The sequence below is a fragment of the Tropicimonas aquimaris genome, assembly GCF_042676185.1.
Classification (GTDB): Bacteria; Pseudomonadota; Alphaproteobacteria; order Rhodobacterales; family Rhodobacteraceae; genus Tropicimonas; species Tropicimonas aquimaris.
Genome location: NZ_JBHTJT010000008.1, coordinates 566929 through 586622 on the forward strand (window position 1 = coordinate 566929; position 19694 = coordinate 586622).

At 66.2% G+C, this 19694-nt stretch carries 26 protein-coding genes and 1 tRNA gene; 22 read left to right on the forward strand and 5 right to left on the reverse strand.

The genetic code is table 11. The features are described 5' to 3' along the window. Positions 1 to 30: 30 nt before the first annotated feature. Positions 31 to 504 (reverse strand): Hint domain-containing protein, encoded by a 474-nt coding sequence (locus ACFQ2S_RS09110; RefSeq protein ID WP_386074126.1) that lies wholly within the window; start codon positions 502 to 504, stop codon positions 31 to 33. 213 nt (positions 505 to 717) lie between these two features. On the opposite strand from ACFQ2S_RS09110, the gene ACFQ2S_RS09115 reads away from it, so the two are divergent. From ACFQ2S_RS09115 to ACFQ2S_RS09135, 5 genes are all read left to right on the forward strand, one after another. Then, a tRNA-Leu gene (locus ACFQ2S_RS09115) sits at positions 718 to 802 on the forward strand. Between the two features lie 137 nt (positions 803 to 939). Beyond that, entirely contained in the window at positions 940 to 2271 is a 1332-nt protein-coding gene (gene tig, locus ACFQ2S_RS09120; protein ID WP_386074127.1) for a trigger factor, read from the forward strand. A 176-nt stretch (positions 2272 to 2447) separates the two neighbouring features. Further along, the gene (locus ACFQ2S_RS09125) at positions 2448 to 3032 is read left to right on the forward strand and encodes a DUF2585 family protein (protein WP_386074128.1); all 585 of its coding nucleotides are present in this window, start codon (positions 2448 to 2450) and stop codon (positions 3030 to 3032) included. A gap of 112 nt (positions 3033 to 3144) precedes the next feature. Next, positions 3145 to 4077, forward strand: coding sequence for a DnaJ C-terminal domain-containing protein (locus tag ACFQ2S_RS09130; RefSeq protein WP_386074129.1), 933 nt, complete (start codon positions 3145 to 3147; stop codon positions 4075 to 4077). Then, positions 4074 to 4418 carry a hypothetical protein gene (locus ACFQ2S_RS09135; protein WP_386074130.1) on the forward strand — a complete coding sequence of 115 codons (345 nt, stop codon included), beginning with the start codon at positions 4074 to 4076 and terminating at the stop codon, positions 4416 to 4418. The genes ACFQ2S_RS09130 and ACFQ2S_RS09135 overlap by 4 nt, the downstream gene beginning before the upstream one ends. A 74-nt stretch (positions 4419 to 4492) precedes the next feature. Here ACFQ2S_RS09135 and rplI read toward each other — a convergent pair whose 3' ends face one another. From rplI to ACFQ2S_RS09155, 4 genes are all read right to left on the reverse strand, one after another. Then, positions 4493 to 5116, reverse strand: a complete 624-nt coding sequence (rplI, locus tag ACFQ2S_RS09140) for a 50S ribosomal protein L9 (RefSeq protein ID WP_386074131.1) — start codon at positions 5114 to 5116, stop codon at positions 4493 to 4495. A 12-nt stretch (positions 5117 to 5128) separates the two neighbouring features. Further along, positions 5129 to 5356 (reverse strand): 30S ribosomal protein S18, encoded by a 228-nt coding sequence (gene rpsR / locus ACFQ2S_RS09145; RefSeq protein ID WP_005852865.1) that lies wholly within the window; start codon positions 5354 to 5356, stop codon positions 5129 to 5131. A gap of 29 nt (positions 5357 to 5385) precedes the next feature. Then, positions 5386 to 5742, reverse strand: coding sequence for a 30S ribosomal protein S6 (gene rpsF, locus ACFQ2S_RS09150; RefSeq protein WP_089231826.1), 357 nt, complete (start codon positions 5740 to 5742; stop codon positions 5386 to 5388). A gap of 185 nt (positions 5743 to 5927) precedes the next feature. Beyond that, positions 5928 to 6296, reverse strand: coding sequence for a hypothetical protein (locus ACFQ2S_RS09155; RefSeq protein ID WP_386074132.1), 369 nt, complete (start codon positions 6294 to 6296; stop codon positions 5928 to 5930). A 189-nt stretch (positions 6297 to 6485) separates the two neighbouring features. Between ACFQ2S_RS09155 and fabD the strand changes: the two genes are divergently transcribed. From fabD to ACFQ2S_RS09240, 17 genes are all read left to right on the forward strand, one after another. Further along, entirely contained in the window at positions 6486 to 7421 is a 936-nt protein-coding gene (fabD, locus tag ACFQ2S_RS09160; RefSeq protein WP_386074133.1) for an ACP S-malonyltransferase, read from the forward strand. A 91-nt stretch (positions 7422 to 7512) separates the two neighbouring features. Beyond that, positions 7513 to 8250, forward strand: coding sequence for a 3-oxoacyl-[acyl-carrier-protein] reductase (gene fabG / locus ACFQ2S_RS09165; RefSeq protein WP_386074134.1), 738 nt, complete (start codon positions 7513 to 7515; stop codon positions 8248 to 8250). Positions 8251 to 8559: 309 nt separating this feature from the next. Continuing rightward, positions 8560 to 8793 (forward strand): acyl carrier protein, encoded by a 234-nt coding sequence (locus tag ACFQ2S_RS09170; protein WP_089231820.1) that lies wholly within the window; start codon positions 8560 to 8562, stop codon positions 8791 to 8793. A 205-nt stretch (positions 8794 to 8998) separates the two neighbouring features. Beyond that, positions 8999 to 10261 carry a beta-ketoacyl-ACP synthase II gene (gene fabF, locus ACFQ2S_RS09175; protein ID WP_386074135.1) on the forward strand — a complete coding sequence of 421 codons (1263 nt, stop codon included), beginning with the start codon at positions 8999 to 9001 and terminating at the stop codon, positions 10259 to 10261. Then, the gene (gene mltG, locus ACFQ2S_RS09180; protein ID WP_386074136.1) at positions 10261 to 11415 is read left to right on the forward strand and encodes an endolytic transglycosylase MltG; all 1155 of its coding nucleotides are present in this window, start codon (positions 10261 to 10263) and stop codon (positions 11413 to 11415) included. Before fabF ends, mltG begins: the two co-directional genes overlap by 1 nt. Before the next feature lie 189 nt (positions 11416 to 11604). Next, positions 11605 to 11946, forward strand: a complete 342-nt coding sequence (locus tag ACFQ2S_RS09185; RefSeq protein ID WP_386074137.1) for a hypothetical protein — start codon at positions 11605 to 11607, stop codon at positions 11944 to 11946. Continuing rightward, positions 11885 to 13228, forward strand: a complete 1344-nt coding sequence (locus ACFQ2S_RS09190; RefSeq protein WP_386074138.1) for a DNA-packaging protein — start codon at positions 11885 to 11887, stop codon at positions 13226 to 13228. Before ACFQ2S_RS09185 ends, ACFQ2S_RS09190 begins: the two co-directional genes overlap by 62 nt. 317 nt (positions 13229 to 13545) lie before the next feature. Next, positions 13546 to 14739, forward strand: coding sequence for a phage portal protein (locus tag ACFQ2S_RS09195; protein ID WP_386074139.1), 1194 nt, complete (start codon positions 13546 to 13548; stop codon positions 14737 to 14739). 29 nt (positions 14740 to 14768) lie between these two features. Continuing rightward, complete coding sequence (locus tag ACFQ2S_RS09200) at positions 14769 to 15323, forward strand: HK97 family phage prohead protease (protein ID WP_386074309.1); 555 nt, start codon at positions 14769 to 14771, stop codon at positions 15321 to 15323. A gap of 43 nt (positions 15324 to 15366) precedes the next feature. Beyond that, positions 15367 to 16542: a phage major capsid protein gene (locus ACFQ2S_RS09205; protein ID WP_386074140.1), complete on the forward strand. Its 1176-nt coding sequence runs from the start codon at positions 15367 to 15369 to the stop codon at positions 16540 to 16542. A 164-nt stretch (positions 16543 to 16706) separates the two neighbouring features. Beyond that, the gene (locus ACFQ2S_RS09210) at positions 16707 to 17306 is read left to right on the forward strand and encodes a head-tail connector protein (RefSeq protein WP_386074141.1); all 600 of its coding nucleotides are present in this window, start codon (positions 16707 to 16709) and stop codon (positions 17304 to 17306) included. Next, entirely contained in the window at positions 17303 to 17650 is a 348-nt protein-coding gene (locus ACFQ2S_RS09215) for a head-tail adaptor protein (RefSeq protein WP_386074142.1), read from the forward strand. The genes ACFQ2S_RS09210 and ACFQ2S_RS09215 overlap by 4 nt, the downstream gene beginning before the upstream one ends. Further along, positions 17647 to 18057, forward strand: a complete 411-nt coding sequence (locus tag ACFQ2S_RS09220) for a DUF3168 domain-containing protein (protein WP_386074143.1) — start codon at positions 17647 to 17649, stop codon at positions 18055 to 18057. The genes ACFQ2S_RS09215 and ACFQ2S_RS09220 overlap by 4 nt, the downstream gene beginning before the upstream one ends. A 36-nt stretch (positions 18058 to 18093) precedes the next feature. Continuing rightward, positions 18094 to 18507, forward strand: a complete 414-nt coding sequence (locus ACFQ2S_RS09225; RefSeq protein WP_386074144.1) for a phage major tail protein, TP901-1 family — start codon at positions 18094 to 18096, stop codon at positions 18505 to 18507. A gap of 3 nt (positions 18508 to 18510) precedes the next feature. Further along, positions 18511 to 18834, forward strand: coding sequence for a gene transfer agent family protein (locus tag ACFQ2S_RS09230; protein WP_089231804.1), 324 nt, complete (start codon positions 18511 to 18513; stop codon positions 18832 to 18834). A gap of 4 nt (positions 18835 to 18838) precedes the next feature. Beyond that, on the forward strand, positions 18839 to 19036 hold the full coding sequence (locus ACFQ2S_RS09235) for a rcc01693 family protein (RefSeq protein ID WP_386074145.1): 198 nt from the start codon (positions 18839 to 18841) through the stop codon (positions 19034 to 19036). Beyond that, a complete protein-coding gene (locus tag ACFQ2S_RS09240) occupies positions 19026 to 19688 on the forward strand; it encodes a phage tail tape measure protein (RefSeq protein WP_386074146.1) in 663 nt (220 codons plus the stop codon). The genes ACFQ2S_RS09235 and ACFQ2S_RS09240 overlap by 11 nt, the downstream gene beginning before the upstream one ends. The last annotated feature ends 6 nt before the right edge of the window (positions 19689 to 19694 follow it).

The following is a 19694-nucleotide window of genomic DNA, read 5'->3' on the forward strand; positions in this document are numbered from 1 at the left end:
GCTACTGGTCGCAAGGGATGGCGCTGCGGCTTAGACGCCGACCTCGAGTTCGAGCCCGCCTGCATGGACGATCTGGGGCATGTCGAAAACCAGATGGACCAGCCGAACCTGCCCCTTGGGCTCGTGCCACTTGACGTTATCGCCGTCGACCAGGGCGCGGGCCGCGAAGATCCCGTCGCAGGGCGCGCCGACGGCCCGGCGGAGCACAACCCGCTGGTCGGGTGGCAGGAGCACGAAGTTTTCCGGGCGGGCGCGGCCGAGCGTCGTGGGGGCGATCCGGACCATGGGGCCGTGGTGCTCGACCACGTGCAGGGCGCGAAGCAGCGCCGAGCCGCGTCCACGGGCGATGATGCGGTCGCCCGGCTCAAGGTACTCGGCCAGCACCGCGCCGTCGAACGTGTAGAGCGGGATCGATCCGGTAATGCCGGTTTCGAGTCCCGCAGCCGCATGCGGCGGGGGCGGCAAGTTGCGCGCGGCCGACCCGCCAAGGAATGAGAAATTCATGTTTCCGCCCGATCTGTCTTTGCCTGACACGTGTTTTTCGTGCGATTCTAGTGCCGTGGAGGCTTTGCCGCTAGGTCAGGCGAAGGATTTCGCGCAACCGTTGCAAGGATGTTTTTTATCCTCGCATCTGGCCGACACCCTTGCTAGAAGGGCGCGAATTTGGAACGGGCGGCTGCGGCGCTGACAAGGGCCCGCAGTCGTTCCGGTTTCAAGGCGGATGTGGCGGAACTGGTAGACGCACCAGATTTAGGTTCTGGCGCCGCAAGGCGTGGGGGTTCGAGTCCCTTCATCCGCACCAAAGGCGTTCTGGACGAAACGCCCGTATCGCTGGGGTCGCGAGACCGGACGGCAGGGGATCGCAGAGATCGCCCCCGCCGAACGGAGGTCCCGGTGGCGCTGCGGGTGACACCAATGTGAGAAGGAAAGAGAAGAGCCATGCAGGTCACCGAGACCCTGAACGAAGGCCTCAAGCGCGGGTATCAGATCACGATCACCGCCGACGAACTGGAATCCAAGGTCAACGAGAAGCTGACCGAGGCCCAGCCCGAGATCGAAATGAAAGGTTTTCGGAAGGGCAAGGTGCCGATGGCGCTGCTCAAGAAGAAGTTCGGCACCCAGCTGCTGGGCGAGGCCATGCAGGAGGCCGTCGACGGCGCGGTGAGCGAGCAGCTCGAGCAGAGCGGCGACCGTCCGGCCATGCAGCCCGAGATCAAGATGGAAGGCGAGAACTGGAAAGAGGGCGACGACGTCGTCGTCTCCATGGCCTACGAGAAGCTGCCCGAGATCGAGCAGCCCGACCTGTCGACCCTGACCCTCGAGAAGATGGTGGTGAAGGCTGACGACGAGGCCGTCGAGGAGGCTCTGTCCGGCCTGGCCGAGCAGGCGAAGAACTTCGAGGATCGCGCCGAGGGCGAGACCGCGGAGTCCGGCGACCAGGTAACGATGGATTTCGTTGGCCGCGTCGATGGCGAGGCGTTCGAAGGCGGCTCCGCCGAGGACTTCCCGCTGGAGCTCGGCTCCGGCCAGTTCATCCCCGGCTTCGAAGAGCAGCTGGTTGGCGTGAAGGTCGGTGACGAGAAGGTCGTCGAGGTGTCCTTCCCGGAGGAATACGGTGCGTCGCACCTGGCCGGCAAGGCCGCCGAGTTCACCTGCACCATCAAGGCGATCAAGGCACCCGCCGCGCCCGTGCTGGACGATGACTTCGCCAAGCAGTTCGGCTCCGAGAGCCTGGACGCGCTGAAGGACCAGATCCGCGAGCGGCTCGAAGCCGAATACGCCGGCGCGGCCCGCGCCGTGATGAAACGCAGCCTGCTGGACAAGCTGGACGATCTGGTTTCCTTCGAGCTGCCGCCGACCCTGGTGGACGCCGAGGCCAAGCAGATCGCCCACCAGCTCTGGCACGAGGAAAACCCGGACGTGCACGGCCACGACCACCCGGAGATCGAAACCACCGACGAGCACACCAAGCTCGCCGAGCGCCGCGTGCGCCTTGGCCTGCTGCTCGCCGAGCTGGGTACCAAAAACGAGATCCAGGTCTCCGACGCCGAGATGACTCAGGCGATCCTCAACCAGGCGCGCCAGTACCCGGGCAAGGAGCGCGAGTTCTTCGAGTTCGTTCAGAAGAACCAGCAGGTTCAGCAGCAGATCCGCGCGCCCCTGTTCGAGGACAAGGTCGTCGACTACATCTTCGAACTGGCCACGGTCGAGGATGTCGAGGCCGACAAGGACGCGCTGAAGGCCGCCGTCGAGAAGCTCGACGAGGAGTGATTGCCGGCTCGAACCGGACAGAGGACAGGGCCGCCCGTCGGGGCGGCCTTTTTCGTTGCCAATCCAGTGATTGATGCCGGCAAGCCGCACCTTGTCGGCGGCACGCCTGGCCGACTTGCCACGCGTGGCCGCCAGGACGCAGACTGGATGGCGCGAGGTAACGAGAAAGGGTCCGGATGCGACCTTCCAACCTGTTCGCGGCAGCGGCGCTTGGCGCGGGGATCGTCGGCGTGACGCTCTACCAATGGGGCCAGCCACCGATCTGCAACTGCGGAGAGGTCAAGCTCTGGGTCGGTTCGGTGTTCTCGCCGGAGAACTCACAGCATATCGCCGACTGGTACACGCTGTCCCATATCGTGCACGGGATGCTGGTGGTGCTGCTCGGGCGGTGGCTGTTCCCCCGCGCGGGGATCGTTCCGATTATGGCTGTCGCGGTGGTGACCGGTGTCGCCTGGGAACTGGTCGAGCATACCGATTTCGTCCTCAACAAGTTCAGGGACACCACGCTGTATCGGGACTATCTCGGCGATACCGTGCTCAACGCGGTCTGCGACTATCTCTGGATGATGGGCGGTTTCGCACTCGCCTGGGCGGTTGGCCAGCGGCGGACGCTGGTGCTGATCGCAGGCCTCGAGATCCTTTCCGCGGCGATCGGGCGGGACAGCCTCGCGCTGACGACCCTGATGCTCGTCTATCCGGTCGAGGCAATCGAGCAATGGCAGCAGGAGGTCAATCCGAACGCGGTGCCAGCGGCGCAATAGGGCCTCGTTGTCGCGGGACGCTCGCGGCACTGGCAAAATGCCGAGACAATCCCGATATTTGGAGTTGGTCGGCCATGGGCCGGCGGTCACGACCAACGGAGCGGGACGAAAGATGGATCCCTATGAAGCCCTTGGGGTGAGCAAGACGGCGAGCGCGGCCGAGATCAAGAAGGCCTACCGCAAGATCGTCAAGGAAAGCCATCCCGACATCAACCCGGGCGACAAGGCCGGGGAAGCGCGGTTCAAGGCGGCGGCCGCGGCCTATGATCTGCTGAAGGACCCGGAGAAGAGGGCGCGGTTCGACCGCGGCGAGATCGACGCATCCGGGCAGGAACGCCCCGAGGCTAATTACTACCGCAACTATGCCGGTGCGCGGGACAATCCCTATCGGGGCGGCCAGCGGTTCGACGATTACGAGGACCTCTCGGACTTCTTCTCGGATTTCATGCGCAGCCAGCGGGGCGCACGGGGCGGGGCAGGGCACGACCACATGCACGGATTCCATTCTGACGGAGAAGATCTGCGGTATCGGCTGGAGGTGCCCTTCATGGACGCCGCGCTTGGCGGGACCACCCGGATCACGCTGCCAGACGGCAGTGCGCTGCAGGTCCAGATCCCGCGCGGCATCGCCGACGGCCAGACGATCCGCCTGAAGGGCAAGGGCGGCGCGCCGGTCGGCAAGGGACGGCAAGGGGATGCGCTGGTGACGGTCTCGGTGGCGCCGCACAAGGTTTTCACCCGGGAGGGCGACACGATCCGCGTCGTCCTGCCGATCACCATCGACGAGGCGATCCTCGGCGGCAAGGTCGAGGTGCCGACGATCAGCGGCCCGGTCAACCTGACGATCCCGAAGGGCGCGAGTTCAGGCCAGGTGCTGCGCCTTCGCGGCCGGGGGATTGCGCCGCGCGGGCGCGAGGAGCGGGGCGATCAGCTGGTCGAGCTGAAGATCGTCTCGCCGCCCAGGGTCGACGACGAGCTGGCCAGCTTCTTCGAAGGCTGGAAGCAGAAGCATTCCTACGATCCGCGCAAGGGAATGAAGACATGACCACGATCTACACCGAAGAGCAGATCATCGCCGAGGTACCCGGGCTCGACCGGGCGTTGCTGATGCGGTTCGTGGAAGCGCGGATCGTGGTGCCACTCGAGGCGCCGGCGCGGCCGGGGCCGGTGTTCGGACAGATCGACGTGGCGCGACTGCAGCTGGCCTGCGACCTCTGCGAGAGCTTCGACCTTGAGGACGACGCGCTGGAATTGCTGCTCCGGCTGGTCGACCAGCTTCATGGTGTGCGGGCCGAGCTGCATGCGCTGGTCGACGCGCTGGAGGCGTTGCCGGTTGAGCACCGGCGGCCGATCGAGGAACGGATGCGGCGCACGCTTTCCGGTTAAGCTGGCACGATATGCAACGAAAAAGGGCCGCCCCGAGGGACGGCCCTTTGTCTGTTCGCGGCAGGGCCGGAGGATCAGTCCTCGATCGGGTCCTGGGGCGCTTCTTCGGCGGTCGCGCCGCGCAGGTCGTCGTCGTCCGACGCGGCGGAGCCGATGTCGTCGAAGAGCTCCGCGATCTCGAATTCGGCGGCTTCTTCCTCTTCCTGGGCGAGTTCCTGGATGGACTTGCCGGAAGCCTGAAGCTCGGCCTCTTCCTCGGACCGGGCGACGTTCAGAACGATCGTCACGTCGACCTCGGGGTGGAGGTTCACATGCACATCGTGCAGGCCGAGTTCCTTGATCGGACGGGACAGGGCGACCTGCTTCTTGTCGACCGAAAAGCCGTTTGCGGTGGCTGCTTCGGCAGCGTCACGCGGGGTGACCGAGCCGTAGAGCGCGCCGGAATCGGAGGCCGAGCGAATCACGATGAACTGCTGACCGTCGAGGGTCGCGGCCAGCTTCTCGGCTTCGGCCTTTGTCTCGAGGTTGCGGGCTTCGAGCTGGGCTTTCTCGGCTTCGAAACGGGCCTTGTTGGCCTCCGAAGCGCGAAGGGCCTTGCCTTGCGGCAGCAGAAAGTTGCGAGCAAAGCCGTCCTTTACGGAGACGACTTCGCCCATCTGGCCAAGCTTGGCCACGCGTTCCAGAAGGATAACGTCCATGGGTCTTGCTCCTTACTTTACGGCGTAGGGCAGCAGGGCCAGGAAACGGGCGCGCTTTATGGCACGGGCCAGCTCACGCTGCTTCTTGGCCGAGACGGCGGTGATGCGGGAGGGCACGATCTTGCCGCGCTCGGAGATGTAGCGCTGCAGAAGACGGGTGTCCTTGTAATCGATCGCGGGCGCATTGTCGCCGGAGAACGGGCAGACCTTGCGGCGGCGGAAAAACGGTTTTGCGGCCATAGGTTACAATCCTTTCCTGATGTCTGAGATCAACGGCGCTCGCGGCGGCGCTCTTCGCGCTCGTCACGTTTCTGCATCTGCACCGACGGGCCTTCGCCGTGCTCGTCCACCTTGATGGTGAGGACGCGCATCACGTCGTCATGCAGCCGCATCAGGCGCTCCATTTCCTGCACGGCCGGCGCCGGGGCGTCGGTCTTGAGGAAGGCGTAGTGGCCCTTGCGGTTCTTGTTGATCTTGTAGGCCATGGTCTTGACGCCCCAGTACTCCTGGTCGACGACCTTGCCACCGTTGTCGGAAAGAACGGTCCCGAAGTGCTCGATCAGCCCCTCGGCCTGCGCGTTGGACAGATCCTGGCGCGCAATGAAGACATGCTCGTAAAGCGGCATGCGTGCTCCTGTCATTTCTAAAGCGGCCTTCATAGGTCGGGCGTCTGGCTCCGCAGCCCGTCCACGAGAGGTGCCGCTGGTCACGATTGTGGTGCGGAGATGGGCGCTGTTACGCCAAACCGGGTATCAAGGCAAGGCGTTTGCCGCAGGTTCTGCGGGGAGGCGCCGACGCGGAGGGCCAGGGATCAGAAATGCACCTTGGGTTCGTCGGGTTGTCCGGCGGCGACGGCCAGAAGTCCGCCGATGAGGCAGAAGCCGATGGGGAACATGGTGAAGACGCCGAAGCCGAAGGCGAAATACATAAGGGCGCCGGCTGTCAGCATCATCAGTCCACCCCAGAGCGCGCGGGCCCGGGCCATCGCGCCGCCGGCGATCGCCAGCAACGGCGCGAGGAAGCTTGCGGTGCGCAGCAATTGGGGATTGTCCACCGGCCCGAATATCTCGCCCACTTCGGAATGCGCCCTGAGCACTTCAGTATATCCGAAGCCGAAGAAGCCGATGATCATGGCGATCAATCCGCCGATCAGGCCAAGGGTCAGGGCGGCGTTGCGCATGAGGGTCTGTCTCCTGACGTCCACGACGTCGTTATTGTGCGATCTTTCTTTCGAGATAGGGGCTTGGCCACGCCGGGATCAAGGGTGGTCCGATCTCGTGCGACTTGCTGGCCATCCGGCTTTGCTTGTGGGCAGGAGCGCATGAGGCTAAACGGGCGCAACGTAAACGAGAGACTTGGGAGAGCGCTCATGAGCAGGGCATTCGTTTTTCCGGGGCAGGGTGCCCAGGCGATCGGCATGGGGAAAGACCTGGCCGAGGCCTATCCGGCGGCGCGGGCCGTGTTCGACGAGGTGGACGAGGCGCTCGGCGAAAAGCTGTCCGACCTGATCTGGAACGGCGACATCGAGACGCTGACGCTGACCGAGAATGCGCAGCCGGCGCTGATGGCGATGTCGCTGGCGGCGATCCGGGCGCTGGCCTCTGAGGGCGTTGGAGTCGAGAGCGCAGCTTTCGTGGCGGGGCATTCGCTGGGTGAATACTCGGCGCTGGCCGCGGCAGAGGCGCTGAGCGTGACCGATACCGCGCGGCTGCTCCGGACCCGGGGCAAGGCGATGCAGCAGGCCGTCCCGGTCGGCGAAGGCGCAATGGCGGCCGTGCTCGGGCTGGATCTGGCCGCGGTGCAGGCGGTGGCGCAGGAGGCTGCGCAGGGAGATGTCTGTGCGGCGGCAAATGACAACGATCCCGCGCAGGTCGTGGTGTCCGGCACCAAGGCCGCGGTGGAGCGGGCGGTCGAGATCGCCAAGGGCAAGGGCGCCAAGCGGGCGCTGCTGCTGCCGGTCTCCGCACCGTTCCATTGCTCCCTGATGCAGCCAGCCGCCGAGGTGATGGCGGAGGCGCTGGCGCAGGTGGACATCAAGGCGCCGAAGGTTCCGGTGGTGGCGAACGTGCGCGCCGAGGCGGTGCATGACCCCGCCGAGATCCGGGCGCTGCTGGTCGAGCAGGTGACGCATTCGGTGCGCTGGCGGGAATCCATTCAGTGGATGGCCGGTCATGGTGTCGACGAGATCTGGGAGATCGGGGCCGGTAAGGCGCTGAGCGGGATGGTCCGCAGGATCGAGAAGTCGGTCGCTGTTCGGGCGATCGGGGCGCCGAAGGATGTTGCCGAGGCGGCAGCCGCCGTCTGAGAACCCGAGCCCGGGGGTTTTGTACCCCCGGACCCCGGTAGGGTATTTTTTGACAGAAGAAGGTGCGACGGCGCCGGAAGAGAGGAAGCGGATGTTTGATCTGACAGGGAAGACGGCGTTGGTGACCGGCGCTTCGGGCGGGATCGGCGGAGCGATTGCCGCGGCGCTGCACGGTGCGGGCGCGACGGTGGGGCTTTCGGGCACCCGGGTAGAGCCGCTGGAGGCGTTGGCCGCCGAGCTGGGCGAGCGGGCGCATGTCCTGCCCTGCAACCTTGGCGATGCCGAGGCCGTCGAGGCACTGCCGAAGCAGGCGATCGAGGCGATGGGCGGGCTCGACATCCTGGTGAACAACGCCGGGATCACCCGCGACCAGATTTTCATGCGGATGTCGGACGAGGAATGGGCGCAGGTGATCGAGGTCAACCTGACCTCGACGATGCGGCTCTGCCGGGCGGTGATGCGGCCGATGATGAAGAAGCGGTGGGGGCGGATCGTCAACATCTCGTCCATCGTCGGCGCCACGGGCAACCCGGGACAGGTGAACTACGCCGCCTCCAAGGCCGGCATGATCGGGATGACGAAGTCGATCGCCTACGAGGTCGCGAGCCGGGGAATCACCGCAAACGCGGTGGCGCCGGGCTTCATCGCCACCGCGATGACCGACAAGCTGACGGACGACCAGAAGTCGGCGATCAACGCGAAGATCCCGGCCGCGCGCATGGGAACGCCCGAGGAAATCGCGGCGGCCGTGCTGTATCTTGCCAGCCCCGAAGCGGGCTATGTCACTGGGGCAACGCTGCATGTGAATGGCGGAATGGCGATGATCTGAAGCCTGCTGCAGACCGGTATTGCGGACTGCGGACTTGCGCTGAACAGCGGCTTTGCCCATGTTGCCGGGAAGTGGTCCGGAGGCTGTGCGGACGGCAAGTTCCCCTCAAGGGCAAGGCGTTTGCATTTGCAGGGGAACGTGCTAAAGGCGGCACAGTTTTCGGCCCGGGGCCCGTCCGTGGGACGGGTCGGGAAGATGCCCCGCGCCTGACGGGGACGAGCTGCCCCCGCAGAGGGGGCGACAACTTAAGAAGCCCGAGCGGGCGCGGACAAGAACGGGGCAGCAAGCCCCAACGCATGAGGAAGTGACATGAGCGACATCGCGGATCGCGTGAAGAAGATTGTGGTCGAGCACCTGAGCGTCGACGAGGACAAGGTGACCGAGAGCGCGTCGTTCATCGACGACCTGGGCGCCGACTCGCTGGACACCGTGGAGCTGGTGATGGCCTTCGAAGAAGAGTTCGGCATCGAGATTCCGGATGACGCGGCCGAGACCATCCAGACCTTCGGCGACGCGGTGAAGTTCATCACCGAAGCCGCCTGACTGCACTCCGGCTCGACATTTGTTCGAACCGTTTGGCGCTTCCGGATGGAGGCGCCATTTCTCTTTCTGACTGTCTTCGGTTAGGGGATCGGCGGTGCGCCGCTGAACGGGGCGCGTGGTTTTGGCCGCGGCCTCGGATTGTTGCGCCGCCAGAGCGGCGCGTGTATCACCCCCCGAAAGACAACAATACACCAAGGTGCACGACATGCGGCGAGTGGTAATCACCGGTCTGGGAATGGTCAGCCCCCTGGCTTGCGGCGTCGAGGAGACCTGGAGCCGCCTGCTGGCCGGCGAATCCGGCGCGGGCCCGATCACGCGGTTCGACCCGGCCAGGGTCACGACCAAGTATGCCTGCGAGGTTCCGCAGGGCGACGGTAGCAACGGAACATTCAATCCCGACGACTGGATGGAGCCGAAGGAACGCCGGAAGGTCGACGATTTCATCCTGTTCGCGATGGCGGCGGCCGACCAGGCTGTGCGTGACGCCGGCTGGACGCCCGAGGACGAGGAGGGCCGTCTGCGCACCGGGGTCATGATCGGCTCGGGCATCGGCGGGCTGAGCAGCATTGCCGATACGGCGATCCTGATGAACGAGAAGGGCCCCCGGCGGGTCTCGCCGTTCTTCATCCCCGGTTCGCTCATCAACCTAGCAAGTGGTCAGGTGAGCATTCGCCACGGCTTCAAGGGACCGAACCACTCCGTGGTCACCGCCTGTGCGACCGGCGCCCATGCCATCGGCGATGCGGCGCGGCTGATCGCGCTGGACGACGCGGACGTGATGGTCGCGGGCGGGGCGGAAAGCTCGATCTGCGAGATCGGGATTGCCGGTTTCAACGCCTGCAAGGCGCTCTCCACGAAGCGCGGAGACGATCCGAAGAGTGCGAGCCGCCCCTGGGATTCCGAGCGGGACGGCTTCGTCATGGGCGAGGGCGCGGGCGTCGTGGTGCTCGAGGAATACGAGCACGCCAAGGCACGTGGCGCAAAGATTTACGCCGAGGTGCTGGGCTACGGCATGTCGGGCGATGCCTACCACATCACGGCGCCGTCCGAGGACGGCGATGGCGGATACCGGGCGATGCAGGCGGCTTTGAAACGCGCAGGGATTGAGGCTTCGGATCTCGACTATATCAACGCGCACGGAACTTCGACCATGGCGGACACGATCGAGCTGGGCGCTGTCGAGCGACTGCTCGGCAATGCCGCGGGCAAGGTCACGATGTCCTCGACAAAATCGTCGATCGGGCACCTTCTTGGCGCCGCGGGCGCGGTGGAGGCGATTTTCTGTATTCTCGCGATCCGCGACCAGGTAGCGCCGCCGACCATCAACCTCGACACGCCTCCGGAAGGTGCGGTGATCGACCTCGCGCCGAACGCCAAGCGTGAGCGTGAGATCAACTATGTCATGTCGAACTCCTTCGGCTTTGGCGGCACCAACGCCAGCCTCGTCATGGGCAAGGTCGACGCCTGATGGCCCGGGCAATCGCCTCGAACGCGCTGACGGTCTTCGTGGTGCTGATGCTGGCGGTGGCTGGCATCCTCGCCTGGGGCCGCAGCGAATACGCGGGCGAGGGCCCGCTGGAGGAAGCAATCTGCGTGGTCGTGCCGTCGGGCGCGTCCCTGTCGCGGGTGTCGGAGGACCTGCTTGCGCAGGGCGCCATCGACAACGCCATGGTGTTTCGGCTGGGTGCCGAATACAGCAACCGTGCCAGCCAGCTGAAGGCCGGCAGCTTCGTTGTCGAGCCGGGTGCCTCGGTGGACCAGATCCTTGGTGCGATCACGTCCAGCGGGCGCAGCACTTGCGGCACGGAGATCAACTACCGGATTGGTGTGGCCACTGCGAACATGCTGGTGCGGGAGCTTGATCCCGCGAGCCAGACCTACGTCGAGCTGGCGAGCTTTGTGCCGGGCGTCGATCCGGAGCCGGAAGGGCTGAGCGCGATCCTCGAGAACCCGAGCACCCGCTACCGGGTGACGCTCGCCGAGGGCGTGACGAGCTGGCAGGTGGTCGAGGAGCTCAAGCAGGCGCCGTTCCTGAGCGGCGAGATTGCCGAGGTTCCGGCCGAGGGGGCGCTGGCGCCGGACAGTTACGAGCTGTCCCGGGGCAGTGACCGGGCGACCCTTCTGACCGAGATGACCGAGCGCCAGGCGGCGATTTTGTCAGACCTATGGGCCGCGCGTGCCCCGGGACTGCCGTTGGAGACCCCGCTCGAGGCATTGACGCTGGCGTCTATCGTCGAGAAGGAGACCGGCGTGGCGGACGAGCGTCCGCTGGTCGCCAGCGTCTTCGTGAATCGCCTAGAGGAAGGGATGCGGCTGCAGACCGACCCGACGGTGATCTACGGGCTGACCGAGGGTAAGGCGCCGCTCGGCCGTGGGCTTCGCCAGAGCGAACTGCGCCGGGCCACGCCCTACAACACCTACGTGATCACCGGCCTGCCGCCGACCCCGATCGCCAACCCGGGCCGCGAGTCGATCGCGGCGGCGCTGAACCCGGCCGGGAGCGATTACCTTTTCTTTGTTGCCGATGGCACAGGGGGCCATGCCTTTGCGGAGACGCTCGCGGAGCACAACCGCAACGTTCAGCGCTGGCGAGAGATCGAGGCGCAGCGGGCAAACCAGTAGGGAAAAGGTTAAAAAACAGTAACCTGCCGCGCGGTGTTCATTTCGCGCGGCAGACGTCGAACTTGACTCGGCGAACGGTCCAGAGTAGAAACAAGTCAAGCTGGAAGAAGTGGGCAAGCGCCGGACCGATGGTCTCGGCGCTTTTTCGTTTCGCTCGTGCGGAGGCATGAGAAAGAGCAGGTTCATACCATGGATAAGACGTTCGAAACCGAGCAATCGGGTGACCAGTCCGGCCAGTATTTTGATCAGGCCATTACGCTCTATCGCAGCGGCTCCAGGGAGCTGACGGATATCATTGAGGAGATCGGTCAGGGGAAGACCGATCGTGCAGGGAAGCTCAGGGGGGTCCTTTCGGAACTCCGCAAGGCTTCCGTCGCCATGATGGAAGAGGCGCGCCATGTCGAAGACCTTCGCAGGAAGCTCGTCGGGAATGTTCATCAGCAGACTCTCGACCTTACCGCGGCCCGCGATGAGATCGGGAGCAGAATTGCTCGCATCCGAGCCGCCCGAGGTGCTGGAGGCGTTTCTTGATCAATTGTCGCAACCGGCGCTCTGTGCCTTGCCCTGGCTGTTCGAGTTCTGGGCAATGCCGCATCAGTTGCCGCCGGCGGGTGACTGGAAGACCTGGGTGATCCTGGGTGGGCGCGGCGCGGGGAAAACCCGCGCCGGTTCCGAATGGGTGCGGTCGAAGGTCGAGGGCCCGCGGCCCCGGGATGCCGGCCGGGCTCGCAGGGTGGCGCTGGTGGGCGAGACCGTCGAGCAGGTTCGCGAGGTGATGGTGTTCGGGGACAGCGGGATCCTTGCCTGCTCGCCCCCCGACCGGGCCCCGGAATGGCAGGCCAGCCGCAAGCGGCTGGTCTGGCCGAACGGAGCGGTGGCGCAGGTCTTCTCGGCGCACGAGCCGGAGAGCCTGCGAGGGCCACAGTTCGACTGTGCCTGGGTGGACGAGTTGGCGAAGTGGAAAAAGGCGGAGGAAACCTGGTCCATGCTGCAGTTCGGGCTTCGGCTTGGGGACAACCCGCAGCAATGTGTGACAACGACGCCGCGGGACATGCAGGTCCTGAAGGATCTTCTGAAGCGGGAGTCGACGGTCGTCACATCGGCGCCCACCGAGGCGAACCGGGCGAACCTGGCCGCGAGTTTCCTGGCAGAGGTCGAGGCTCGTTACGGCGGCACACGGCTTGGGCGCCAGGAACTGGACGGCGTGCTGGTCGAGGATAGCGAGGGCGCACTCTGGACCTCGGAGCTGATCGAGCGGGCGCGGAGGGACGCGCCGCCTGCGCTCGACCGGATCGTCGTCGCGGTGGACCCGCCGGTGACGGGTCACGCAGGGTCCGACGAATGCGGGATCGTGGTTGTCGGCGCAGAGATGAAGGGCGACCCGAAGGACTGGGTGGCCTGGGTGCTGGAGGATGCCAGCGTTTCGGCGTCTTCCCCGATGGCCTGGGCACATGCGGCCGTGGCGGCGCGAGAGAGGCATGGGGCGGATCGTCTCGTGGCCGAGGTCAACCAGGGCGGCGATCTGGTGCAGACGGTCCTGAACCAGATCGACCCCATGCTGCCCTTCCGGGCTGTGCGGGCGCAACGGGGCAAGGCGGCGCGGGCAGAGCCGGTGGCCGCGCTCTACGAGCAGGGGCGGGTAAGGCATCTCCGTGGGCTTGGAGACCTCGAGGATCAGATGTGCCGGATGACGACGCGCGGCTACGAGGGCAGGGGCTCGCCCGACCGGCTCGATGCGCTGGTCTGGGCCATGACGGAGTTGATGATCGGGCCGGCGGGGCAATTCCGGCGGCCAAGGCTCAGGACGCTGTGAACCCGCAGCGCCAATTGGTCGTCGCGGGAGAGTAGGGCCGGCAACGGGATTTGGGTATTTGGGCCAAGAAGAAGCGATGCTCGGTTCTTCTTGGTGAAAATACCCTGAGCCTGCCACGCGGCCTTCGCGGTCCTAGAGGTGCCTGGCGTGACGTTCTCGCCGGGGAGCGAAACTTCAAGAGACAGACGGGAGATTGTGGCGCGCGCCGGTTGAGCGCGCGCCCTCTCCCGGAGTGCCCGCCCCCTGCCGTCTGGCAGGGGGCCGGACGAGCAATGCCGGGGCGTCGCGCCCCTTGGGAAACGAAGGAGCAAGAGCGCATGGTACTGGATTTCCTGCGACGGTCCGATGGGGAGGCGCAGACGGCCTCACCTCCGGAACGCAAGGCCTCGGCAACGGGGCCGGTCATTGCCTGGCAGGGGGCCGGGCGGGTCGTGTGGTCGCCGAGGGATACGGCCTCGCTGACCAAGAGCGGATTCGTCGGGAATCCGATCGGGTTTCGCTGCGTGAAGCTGATCGCCGAGGCCGCGGCGGCGGTGCCGCTGGTTTGCCAGGACACGGGCCGGCGGTACGAGACGCATCCGGTCCTGTCACTGCTGGCGCGGCCCAACGGCGTGCAAGGCCGGGCGGACCTTCTGGAGGCGCTTTTCGGTCAGATCCTGCTGTCCGGGAACGGATACATCGAGGCGGTTGGTTCGGGAGGCATGCCATTCGAGCTGCACGTGCTCCGAAGCGACCGGATGAACCTGGTGCCGGGGAAGGACGGCTGGCCCGTGGCCTATGAATATACGGTGGGAGGGCGGAAACATCGGTTCGACATGGCTGCAGAGGTCGCCCCAATCTGCCACATCCGCAGCTTCCATCCCCAGGATGACCATTATGGGCTCTCGCCGATGCAGGCTGCGGCGACGGCGATCGACGTGCACAGCAGTGCCTCGCGCTGGTCGAAGGCGTTGCTGGACAATGCCGCGCGGCCTTCGGGGGCGATTGTCTACCGGGGTGCGGATGGCGGGCCGGGAACGATGACGGCCGATCAGTACGACCGGCTCCTGAGCGAGATGGAGATGCACCACCAGGGCGCACGCAACGCCGGGCGGCCGATGCTGCTCGAGGGCGGGCTCGACTGGAAGCCGATGGGGTTCTCGCCGTCGGACATGGAGTTCCAGGAGACCAAGCGGGACGCGGCGCGCGAGATCGCGACCGCATTCGGTGTGCCGCCGATGCTGCTCGGAATCCCGGGCGACATGACCTACGCCAATTACCAGGAAGCGAACCGGGCATTCTACCGGCTGACCGTGCTGCCGCTGGCGACGCGGGTGGCCGCGACGATTGCCGATTGGCTGTCCCGCTTCTCGGGCGAGGTGGTGACACTCGCGCCGGACCTCGACCAGATCCCGGCGCTCAGCGTGGAGCGGGAGGCGCAGTGGGCGCGGATCGGGGCCGCGAGCTTTCTGACCGATGCGGAGAAACGCGCCCTGTTGGGCCTGCCGCCCGTCGTGGATGGCGGCGTCTGAGGGCGAAAGAGAGGGATCTGATCATGAACATGAAATTCGGCTCCGGTCTGGAGCGCAAGTTCTGCCAGATGGAGGCCGCGCTGACGGTGACCGATGGCGCGGTGATCGAGGGCTATGCCTCGCTGTTCGGCAAGAGCGACCAAGGCGGCGATGTGGTGCAGCCTGGGGCTTATGCTGCCTCGCTCAAGGCGATGGCCTCGGCTGACCGGCGGGTGAAGATGCTGTGGCAGCACGACCCGTCGCAGCCGATTGGCGTCTGGGACGAGGTTCGGGAGGATGAGCGCGGGCTCTTCGTCAAGGGCCGGATCCTTACCGAGGTCGAGAAGGGCCGCGAGGCGGCCGCGCTGATTGGCGCAGGCGCAATCGATGGCCTGTCGATCGGTTACCGCACGAAGCGGGCCGAGAAGGATGCGCGGGGCCAGAGGCTCCTGCACGATCTGGAGCTTTGGGAGGTGTCGTTGGTGACCTTCCCGATGCTTCCCGAAGCGCGGGTTGGGGCGAAGGGGGATACCCCGGAGACCGGCCTGATGCGCGAGTTGGCGGAGGCGCTGGAAGCGGCCCGCCGTGACCTGGCGGCGGAGTGATCCGCGCCGACCTCCCCAAGCCCTTGCTGGAAGGACTCAAGCGATGAGCACAGCCGAGACCAAGGCTCGGACCGGGCAAGATGTGCCCGAACTCAATTCGGCGATGATCGGTTTCCTGAACGATTTCAGGGACTTTCAGGCCGATATCAAGACACGCATTCACAAGCAGGAAGAGCGACTGACCATGCTGGATCGGAAAACCATGATTGCCGGACGCCCGGCGCTTGCCACCTCCGCCGAGGCCGAGGGGGCTCCGCATCAGAAGGCCTTCGAGGCCTATCTGCGCTCGGGTGACGACGACGCGCTGCGCGGGCTGCACCTCGAGGGCAAGGCGCTCTCCACAGCGGTGGCGGCCGATGGCGGCTACCTCGTCGACCCGGAGACCGCCGCGGTGATCAAGAGCGTGCTCAAGACCGACGCCTCGATCCGCTCGATTGCCAATGTCGTGACGGTGGAGGCGACCTCCTTCGACGTGCTGATCGACCACGGCGAGCTGGGATCGGGATGGGCGACCGAGACCGGCAGCTCCATCGAGACCGACACGCCGCAGATCGAGCGGATCACCATTCCGCTGCACGAGCTGTCCGCGATGCCGAAGGCCAGCCAGCGTCTGCTGGATGACAGCGCCTTCGACATTGACGGCTGGCTCGCCGGACGCATCGCCGACAAGTTCGCCCGCGCCGAGGCCGCAGCTTTCGTCAACGGCGATGGCGTGGACAAGCCGACCGGGTTCCTCACCCATCCGACGGTGGATGATGCGGCCTGGAGCTGGGGCAGCATCGGCTATGTCGCCTCGGGCGCGGACGGTGCCTTTGCCAGCGCCGACGCGCTGATCGACCTGGTCTATTCGCTGGGCGCTGAATACCGGGCCGGTGCGAGCTTCGTGATGAACTCCAAGACCGCGGGCACGGTGCGCAAGCTGAAGGACGGCGACGGTCGCTTCCTGTGGTCGGACGGTCTGGCCGCGGGCGAACCGGCGCGTCTGCTTGGCTATCCGGTGCTGATCGCCGAGGACATGCCCGACATCACGAGCGGCGCGACCGCCATCGCTTTTGGCGACTTTTCGGCCGGCTACACCGTGGCGGAACGCCCCGACCTTCGGGTGCTGCGTGATCCCTTCTCGGCCAAGCCGCACGTTCTGTTCTACGCAACGAAGCGCGTGGGTGGCGACGTGAGCGACTTTGCCGCGATCAAGGTCCTGAAATTCTCGGTGAGCTGACGCTCTCGGGAATGGCGGGTCCGGCCTCGGGAGGTCGGGTCCGCCGGCAGGTGCGTGCCATGAGGTTCTCACCGCGTTGTCCAGCTGCTCCCCTCCGTCCGAGCGATGCGGGGTGCGCGCCTGCCGTTACAGCCTTCGAGGGGCGAAAACATTCGGAGAGATGCATGATGCTAGTCGAGCAGAGCATAGCGCCTGCGGCAGCACTGCCGGTTGCGGACTTCAGGGACCACCTGCGCCTTGGCACCGGGTTTGCCGACGAGGGGGCCGAAGATAGCCTGCTGGAGACATTCCTGAGGGCCGCCATCGCGGCGGTGGAGGCCTGGACTGGGAAGGCGCTTCTGGAACGGGATTTCAGCCTGAGCCTGATGGGCTGGCGCGACGGCCGGGCGCAGACATTGCCGGTGGCGCCGGTGAGCGTGATCAACGCGGTCAGGATCGTCGACTGCCTGGATTGGGAGAGCCTTGTCGAGCCGTCCAAGTATCGGCTTCAGCAGGACACCCATCGCCCGCTGATGATGGCGCGGGGAAGCATGCTGCCGACGATCCCGCCGCAGGGCTCCGTGGTGATCGAGTTCACCGCTGGGTTCGGGCCGACCTGGGCCGACGTTCCCGCCGATCTCGCACAGGCGGTGATGCTGCTTGCGGCCTATTACTACGAATACCGGCACGAGATGCGCGTGGGCGGGGCGGTGATGCCGTATGGGGTCTCGTCGCTGGTGGACCGGTGGCGCAACGTCCGGCTTCTGGGCGGGGGCGCGCGATGAGCGTGCTGCAACCGGATCTCACCCGCAAGCTGACGCTGGAGACGCTGGAGCGGACGCCCGATGGCGCCGGGGGCTTCGAGGAAAGCTGGACGGTGCTTGGGACGCTCTGGGCCGAGGTGAAGGCCGGGACGGGCAAGGAGACGGAGGAGGAGTTCCTGACGCTCTCCAGCGTGCCCTACCGCATCACCGTCCGCTCGGCGGCGCCCGGCGCACCGAGCCGGCCGAAGCCGGACCAGAGGTTCCGGGAGGGCGCCCGGGTGTTCCGGATCCTTGCCGTGGCCGACGCCGATGCGAGGGGACGTTTCCTCAGTTGCTTCACCCGTGAAGAGGAGGTGTCGGCATGAGTTATGGCACGGCTGCTGCGCTGCAATCGGCGCTCTACCAGCACCTGCTGGCGGATGCGGGCGTTTCGGCGCTGGTCGGCAGCGACGTCTACGACGCGGTTCCCTCGGGCACCGTTCCCTTGCTTTACGTGAGTTTCGGCCATGAGACGGTGCTTCCGGCGGGCGACAAGACCGGCAACGGGGCGCGGCATCGGTTCACCGTCAGCGTGGTGAGCGAGAGCGGCGGATTTCTCGGGGCCAAGGCCGTTGCGGTGGCGATCTCGGACGCGCTTGACGGCGCGCCGCCTGCGCTGACGCGGGGGCGGATCGCGTACATGCGGTTCCTCAAGGCCGAGGCCCGGCGCGTGGGGTCCGGCGCCAAGCGACGCATCGACCTGCGCTACGAGGCGCGGGTCGAGGACGAATGACATCCAACAACCTGAACACGACAACGGAGAACGGCCATGGGCGCACAATCCGGCAAGGATCTTCTGATCAAAATCGACATGACTGGCGGTGGCCAGTTCCAGACCGCGGCGGGCCTGCGGGCGACACGGATCAGTTTCAACGCGGAGACGATCGACATCACGTCGCTGGAGAGCCAGGGCGGCTGGCGCGAGCTGATGGCGGGCGCCGGGGTGCGCAGCGCGTCAATCAGTGGCTCGGGCGTTTTCAAGGACGCGCAGACCGACGAGCGGGCGCGGGAGGCGTTCTTTGCCGCCGAGACGCCGATGTTCCAGGTTATCATTCCCGACTTCGGCACGGTGGAGGGGGCGTTCCAGATCACCTCGCTGGAGTATTCCGGCAGCCATGACGGCGAGGCCACCTACGAGATGTCGCTGGGTTCGGCCGGGGCGCTGCTGTTCTCGGCGATCTGATCCATGGCGAACCCGTGGACGGGGGAGGTGACGCTTCACCTCGACGGCGAGCCGCATGTCTGCAAGCTGACGCTTGGCGCCCTTGCGGAGCTTGAGGCGGGGCTTGCGGAAGGCTCGCTGATCGACCTGGTCGAGCGCTTCGAGGCGGGGCGGTTCTCGGCCCGCGATGTGCTTGCGCTGGTGGTCGCCGGCCTGCGCGGCGGCGGCTGGGGCGGGACCGTGGCCGATCTGTTGACGGTCGAGGTCGCCGGCGGCGCGACGGAGGCGGCGAAGGTGGCGGCGCAATTGCTGGCCCGGGCCTTCTCCCTGCCGGACAGTCAGGGCTGAGCGCATGGACTGGGCTGGCCTGATGCGGCTCGGGCTGTGCCAGCTCGGGCTCGCGCCGGAGGCCTTCTGGAGGCTGACCCCGGTGGAACTGATGGTGATGCTGGGGGCGGACGCCACCCAGGCACCGTTGACGCGTGCGCGGCTCGACGAGCTGGCGCGCGCCTATCCCGACACATGGAAAGGGGGCGGCGATGGCGCTTGACCCGGATGACGTGGAGGCCCTCGACACGCAGATCGAGGCGCTGGAAAGCACCTTGAACGGCGCCGGCTCGCTGGTGGCTGTCTTTGGTGGCGAGCTGCAGAAGATGCAGCAAAACATGGCGAGCACAAGCGCGAGCGTCGGCACGTTGTCGTCGAGCATTGGCGGCGGGTTGCGGCGGGCGTTCGACGGGTTGGTGTTCGACGGCTTGAAGGCCTCGGACGCCCTCCAGCTCGTTGCGCAGTCGATCGTGAACGCGCCCTACTCGGCCGCGATCAAGCCGGTGACGAGCCAGGTGAGCGACATGATCGCCTCGGGCATCGCCGGGGTCGGTGCGGCCGCCTTCGCCAATGGCGCGAGCTTCACGCAAGGGCGGGTGATGCCGTTTGCCAGGGGCGGTGTCGTGACCGCGCCCACGACCTTTCCGATGCGCGGCGGCACCGGGCTGATGGGTGAGGCGGGGCCTGAGGCGATCATGCCGTTGACCCGCGGTGCGGACGGCAAGCTTGGCGTCAAGGCAGACGGGAGCAGTGCGCGGTCGGTGCAGGTCGTCATGAATATTTCCACGCCGGACGCGGAGGGCTTTCGCAAGAGCCAGACGCAGATCGCGGCCCAGGTCGGCCGAATGCTCGGTCGCGGCCAGCGCAACCGGTGAGGCAAT

Bases quoted from the DNA above. Each gene is read 5' to 3' on its own strand.
- ACFQ2S_RS09110 (WP_386074126.1), bottom strand. From the start codon at position 504: ATGAATTTCTCATTCCTTGGCGGGTCGGCCGCGCGCAACTTGCCGCCC.
- tig (WP_386074127.1), top strand. From the start codon at position 940: ATGCAGGTCACCGAGACCCTGAACGAAGGCCTCAAGCGCGGGTATCAG.
- ACFQ2S_RS09125 (WP_386074128.1), top strand. From the start codon at position 2,448: ATGCGACCTTCCAACCTGTTCGCGGCAGCGGCGCTTGGCGCGGGGATC.
- ACFQ2S_RS09130 (WP_386074129.1), top strand. From the start codon at position 3,145: ATGGATCCCTATGAAGCCCTTGGGGTGAGCAAGACGGCGAGCGCGGCC.
- ACFQ2S_RS09135 (WP_386074130.1), top strand. From the start codon at position 4,074: ATGACCACGATCTACACCGAAGAGCAGATCATCGCCGAGGTACCCGGG.
- rplI (WP_386074131.1), bottom strand. From the start codon at position 5,116: ATGGACGTTATCCTTCTGGAACGCGTGGCCAAGCTTGGCCAGATGGGC.
- rpsR (WP_005852865.1), bottom strand. From the start codon at position 5,356: ATGGCCGCAAAACCGTTTTTCCGCCGCCGCAAGGTCTGCCCGTTCTCC.
- rpsF (WP_089231826.1), bottom strand. From the start codon at position 5,742: ATGCCGCTTTACGAGCATGTCTTCATTGCGCGCCAGGATCTGTCCAAC.
- ACFQ2S_RS09155 (WP_386074132.1), bottom strand. From the start codon at position 6,296: ATGCGCAACGCCGCCCTGACCCTTGGCCTGATCGGCGGATTGATCGCC.
- fabD (WP_386074133.1), top strand. From the start codon at position 6,486: ATGAGCAGGGCATTCGTTTTTCCGGGGCAGGGTGCCCAGGCGATCGGC.
- fabG (WP_386074134.1), top strand. From the start codon at position 7,513: ATGTTTGATCTGACAGGGAAGACGGCGTTGGTGACCGGCGCTTCGGGC.
- ACFQ2S_RS09170 (WP_089231820.1), top strand. From the start codon at position 8,560: ATGAGCGACATCGCGGATCGCGTGAAGAAGATTGTGGTCGAGCACCTG.
- fabF (WP_386074135.1), top strand. From the start codon at position 8,999: ATGCGGCGAGTGGTAATCACCGGTCTGGGAATGGTCAGCCCCCTGGCT.
- mltG (WP_386074136.1), top strand. From the start codon at position 10,261: ATGGCCCGGGCAATCGCCTCGAACGCGCTGACGGTCTTCGTGGTGCTG.
- ACFQ2S_RS09185 (WP_386074137.1), top strand. From the start codon at position 11,605: ATGGATAAGACGTTCGAAACCGAGCAATCGGGTGACCAGTCCGGCCAG.
- ACFQ2S_RS09190 (WP_386074138.1), top strand. From the start codon at position 11,885: ATGAGATCGGGAGCAGAATTGCTCGCATCCGAGCCGCCCGAGGTGCTG.
- ACFQ2S_RS09195 (WP_386074139.1), top strand. From the start codon at position 13,546: ATGGTACTGGATTTCCTGCGACGGTCCGATGGGGAGGCGCAGACGGCC.
- ACFQ2S_RS09200 (WP_386074309.1), top strand. From the start codon at position 14,769: ATGAAATTCGGCTCCGGTCTGGAGCGCAAGTTCTGCCAGATGGAGGCC.
- ACFQ2S_RS09205 (WP_386074140.1), top strand. From the start codon at position 15,367: ATGAGCACAGCCGAGACCAAGGCTCGGACCGGGCAAGATGTGCCCGAA.
- ACFQ2S_RS09210 (WP_386074141.1), top strand. From the start codon at position 16,707: ATGATGCTAGTCGAGCAGAGCATAGCGCCTGCGGCAGCACTGCCGGTT.
- ACFQ2S_RS09215 (WP_386074142.1), top strand. From the start codon at position 17,303: ATGAGCGTGCTGCAACCGGATCTCACCCGCAAGCTGACGCTGGAGACG.
- ACFQ2S_RS09220 (WP_386074143.1), top strand. From the start codon at position 17,647: ATGAGTTATGGCACGGCTGCTGCGCTGCAATCGGCGCTCTACCAGCAC.
- ACFQ2S_RS09225 (WP_386074144.1), top strand. From the start codon at position 18,094: ATGGGCGCACAATCCGGCAAGGATCTTCTGATCAAAATCGACATGACT.
- ACFQ2S_RS09230 (WP_089231804.1), top strand. From the start codon at position 18,511: ATGGCGAACCCGTGGACGGGGGAGGTGACGCTTCACCTCGACGGCGAG.
- ACFQ2S_RS09235 (WP_386074145.1), top strand. From the start codon at position 18,839: ATGGACTGGGCTGGCCTGATGCGGCTCGGGCTGTGCCAGCTCGGGCTC.
- ACFQ2S_RS09240 (WP_386074146.1), top strand. From the start codon at position 19,026: ATGGCGCTTGACCCGGATGACGTGGAGGCCCTCGACACGCAGATCGAG.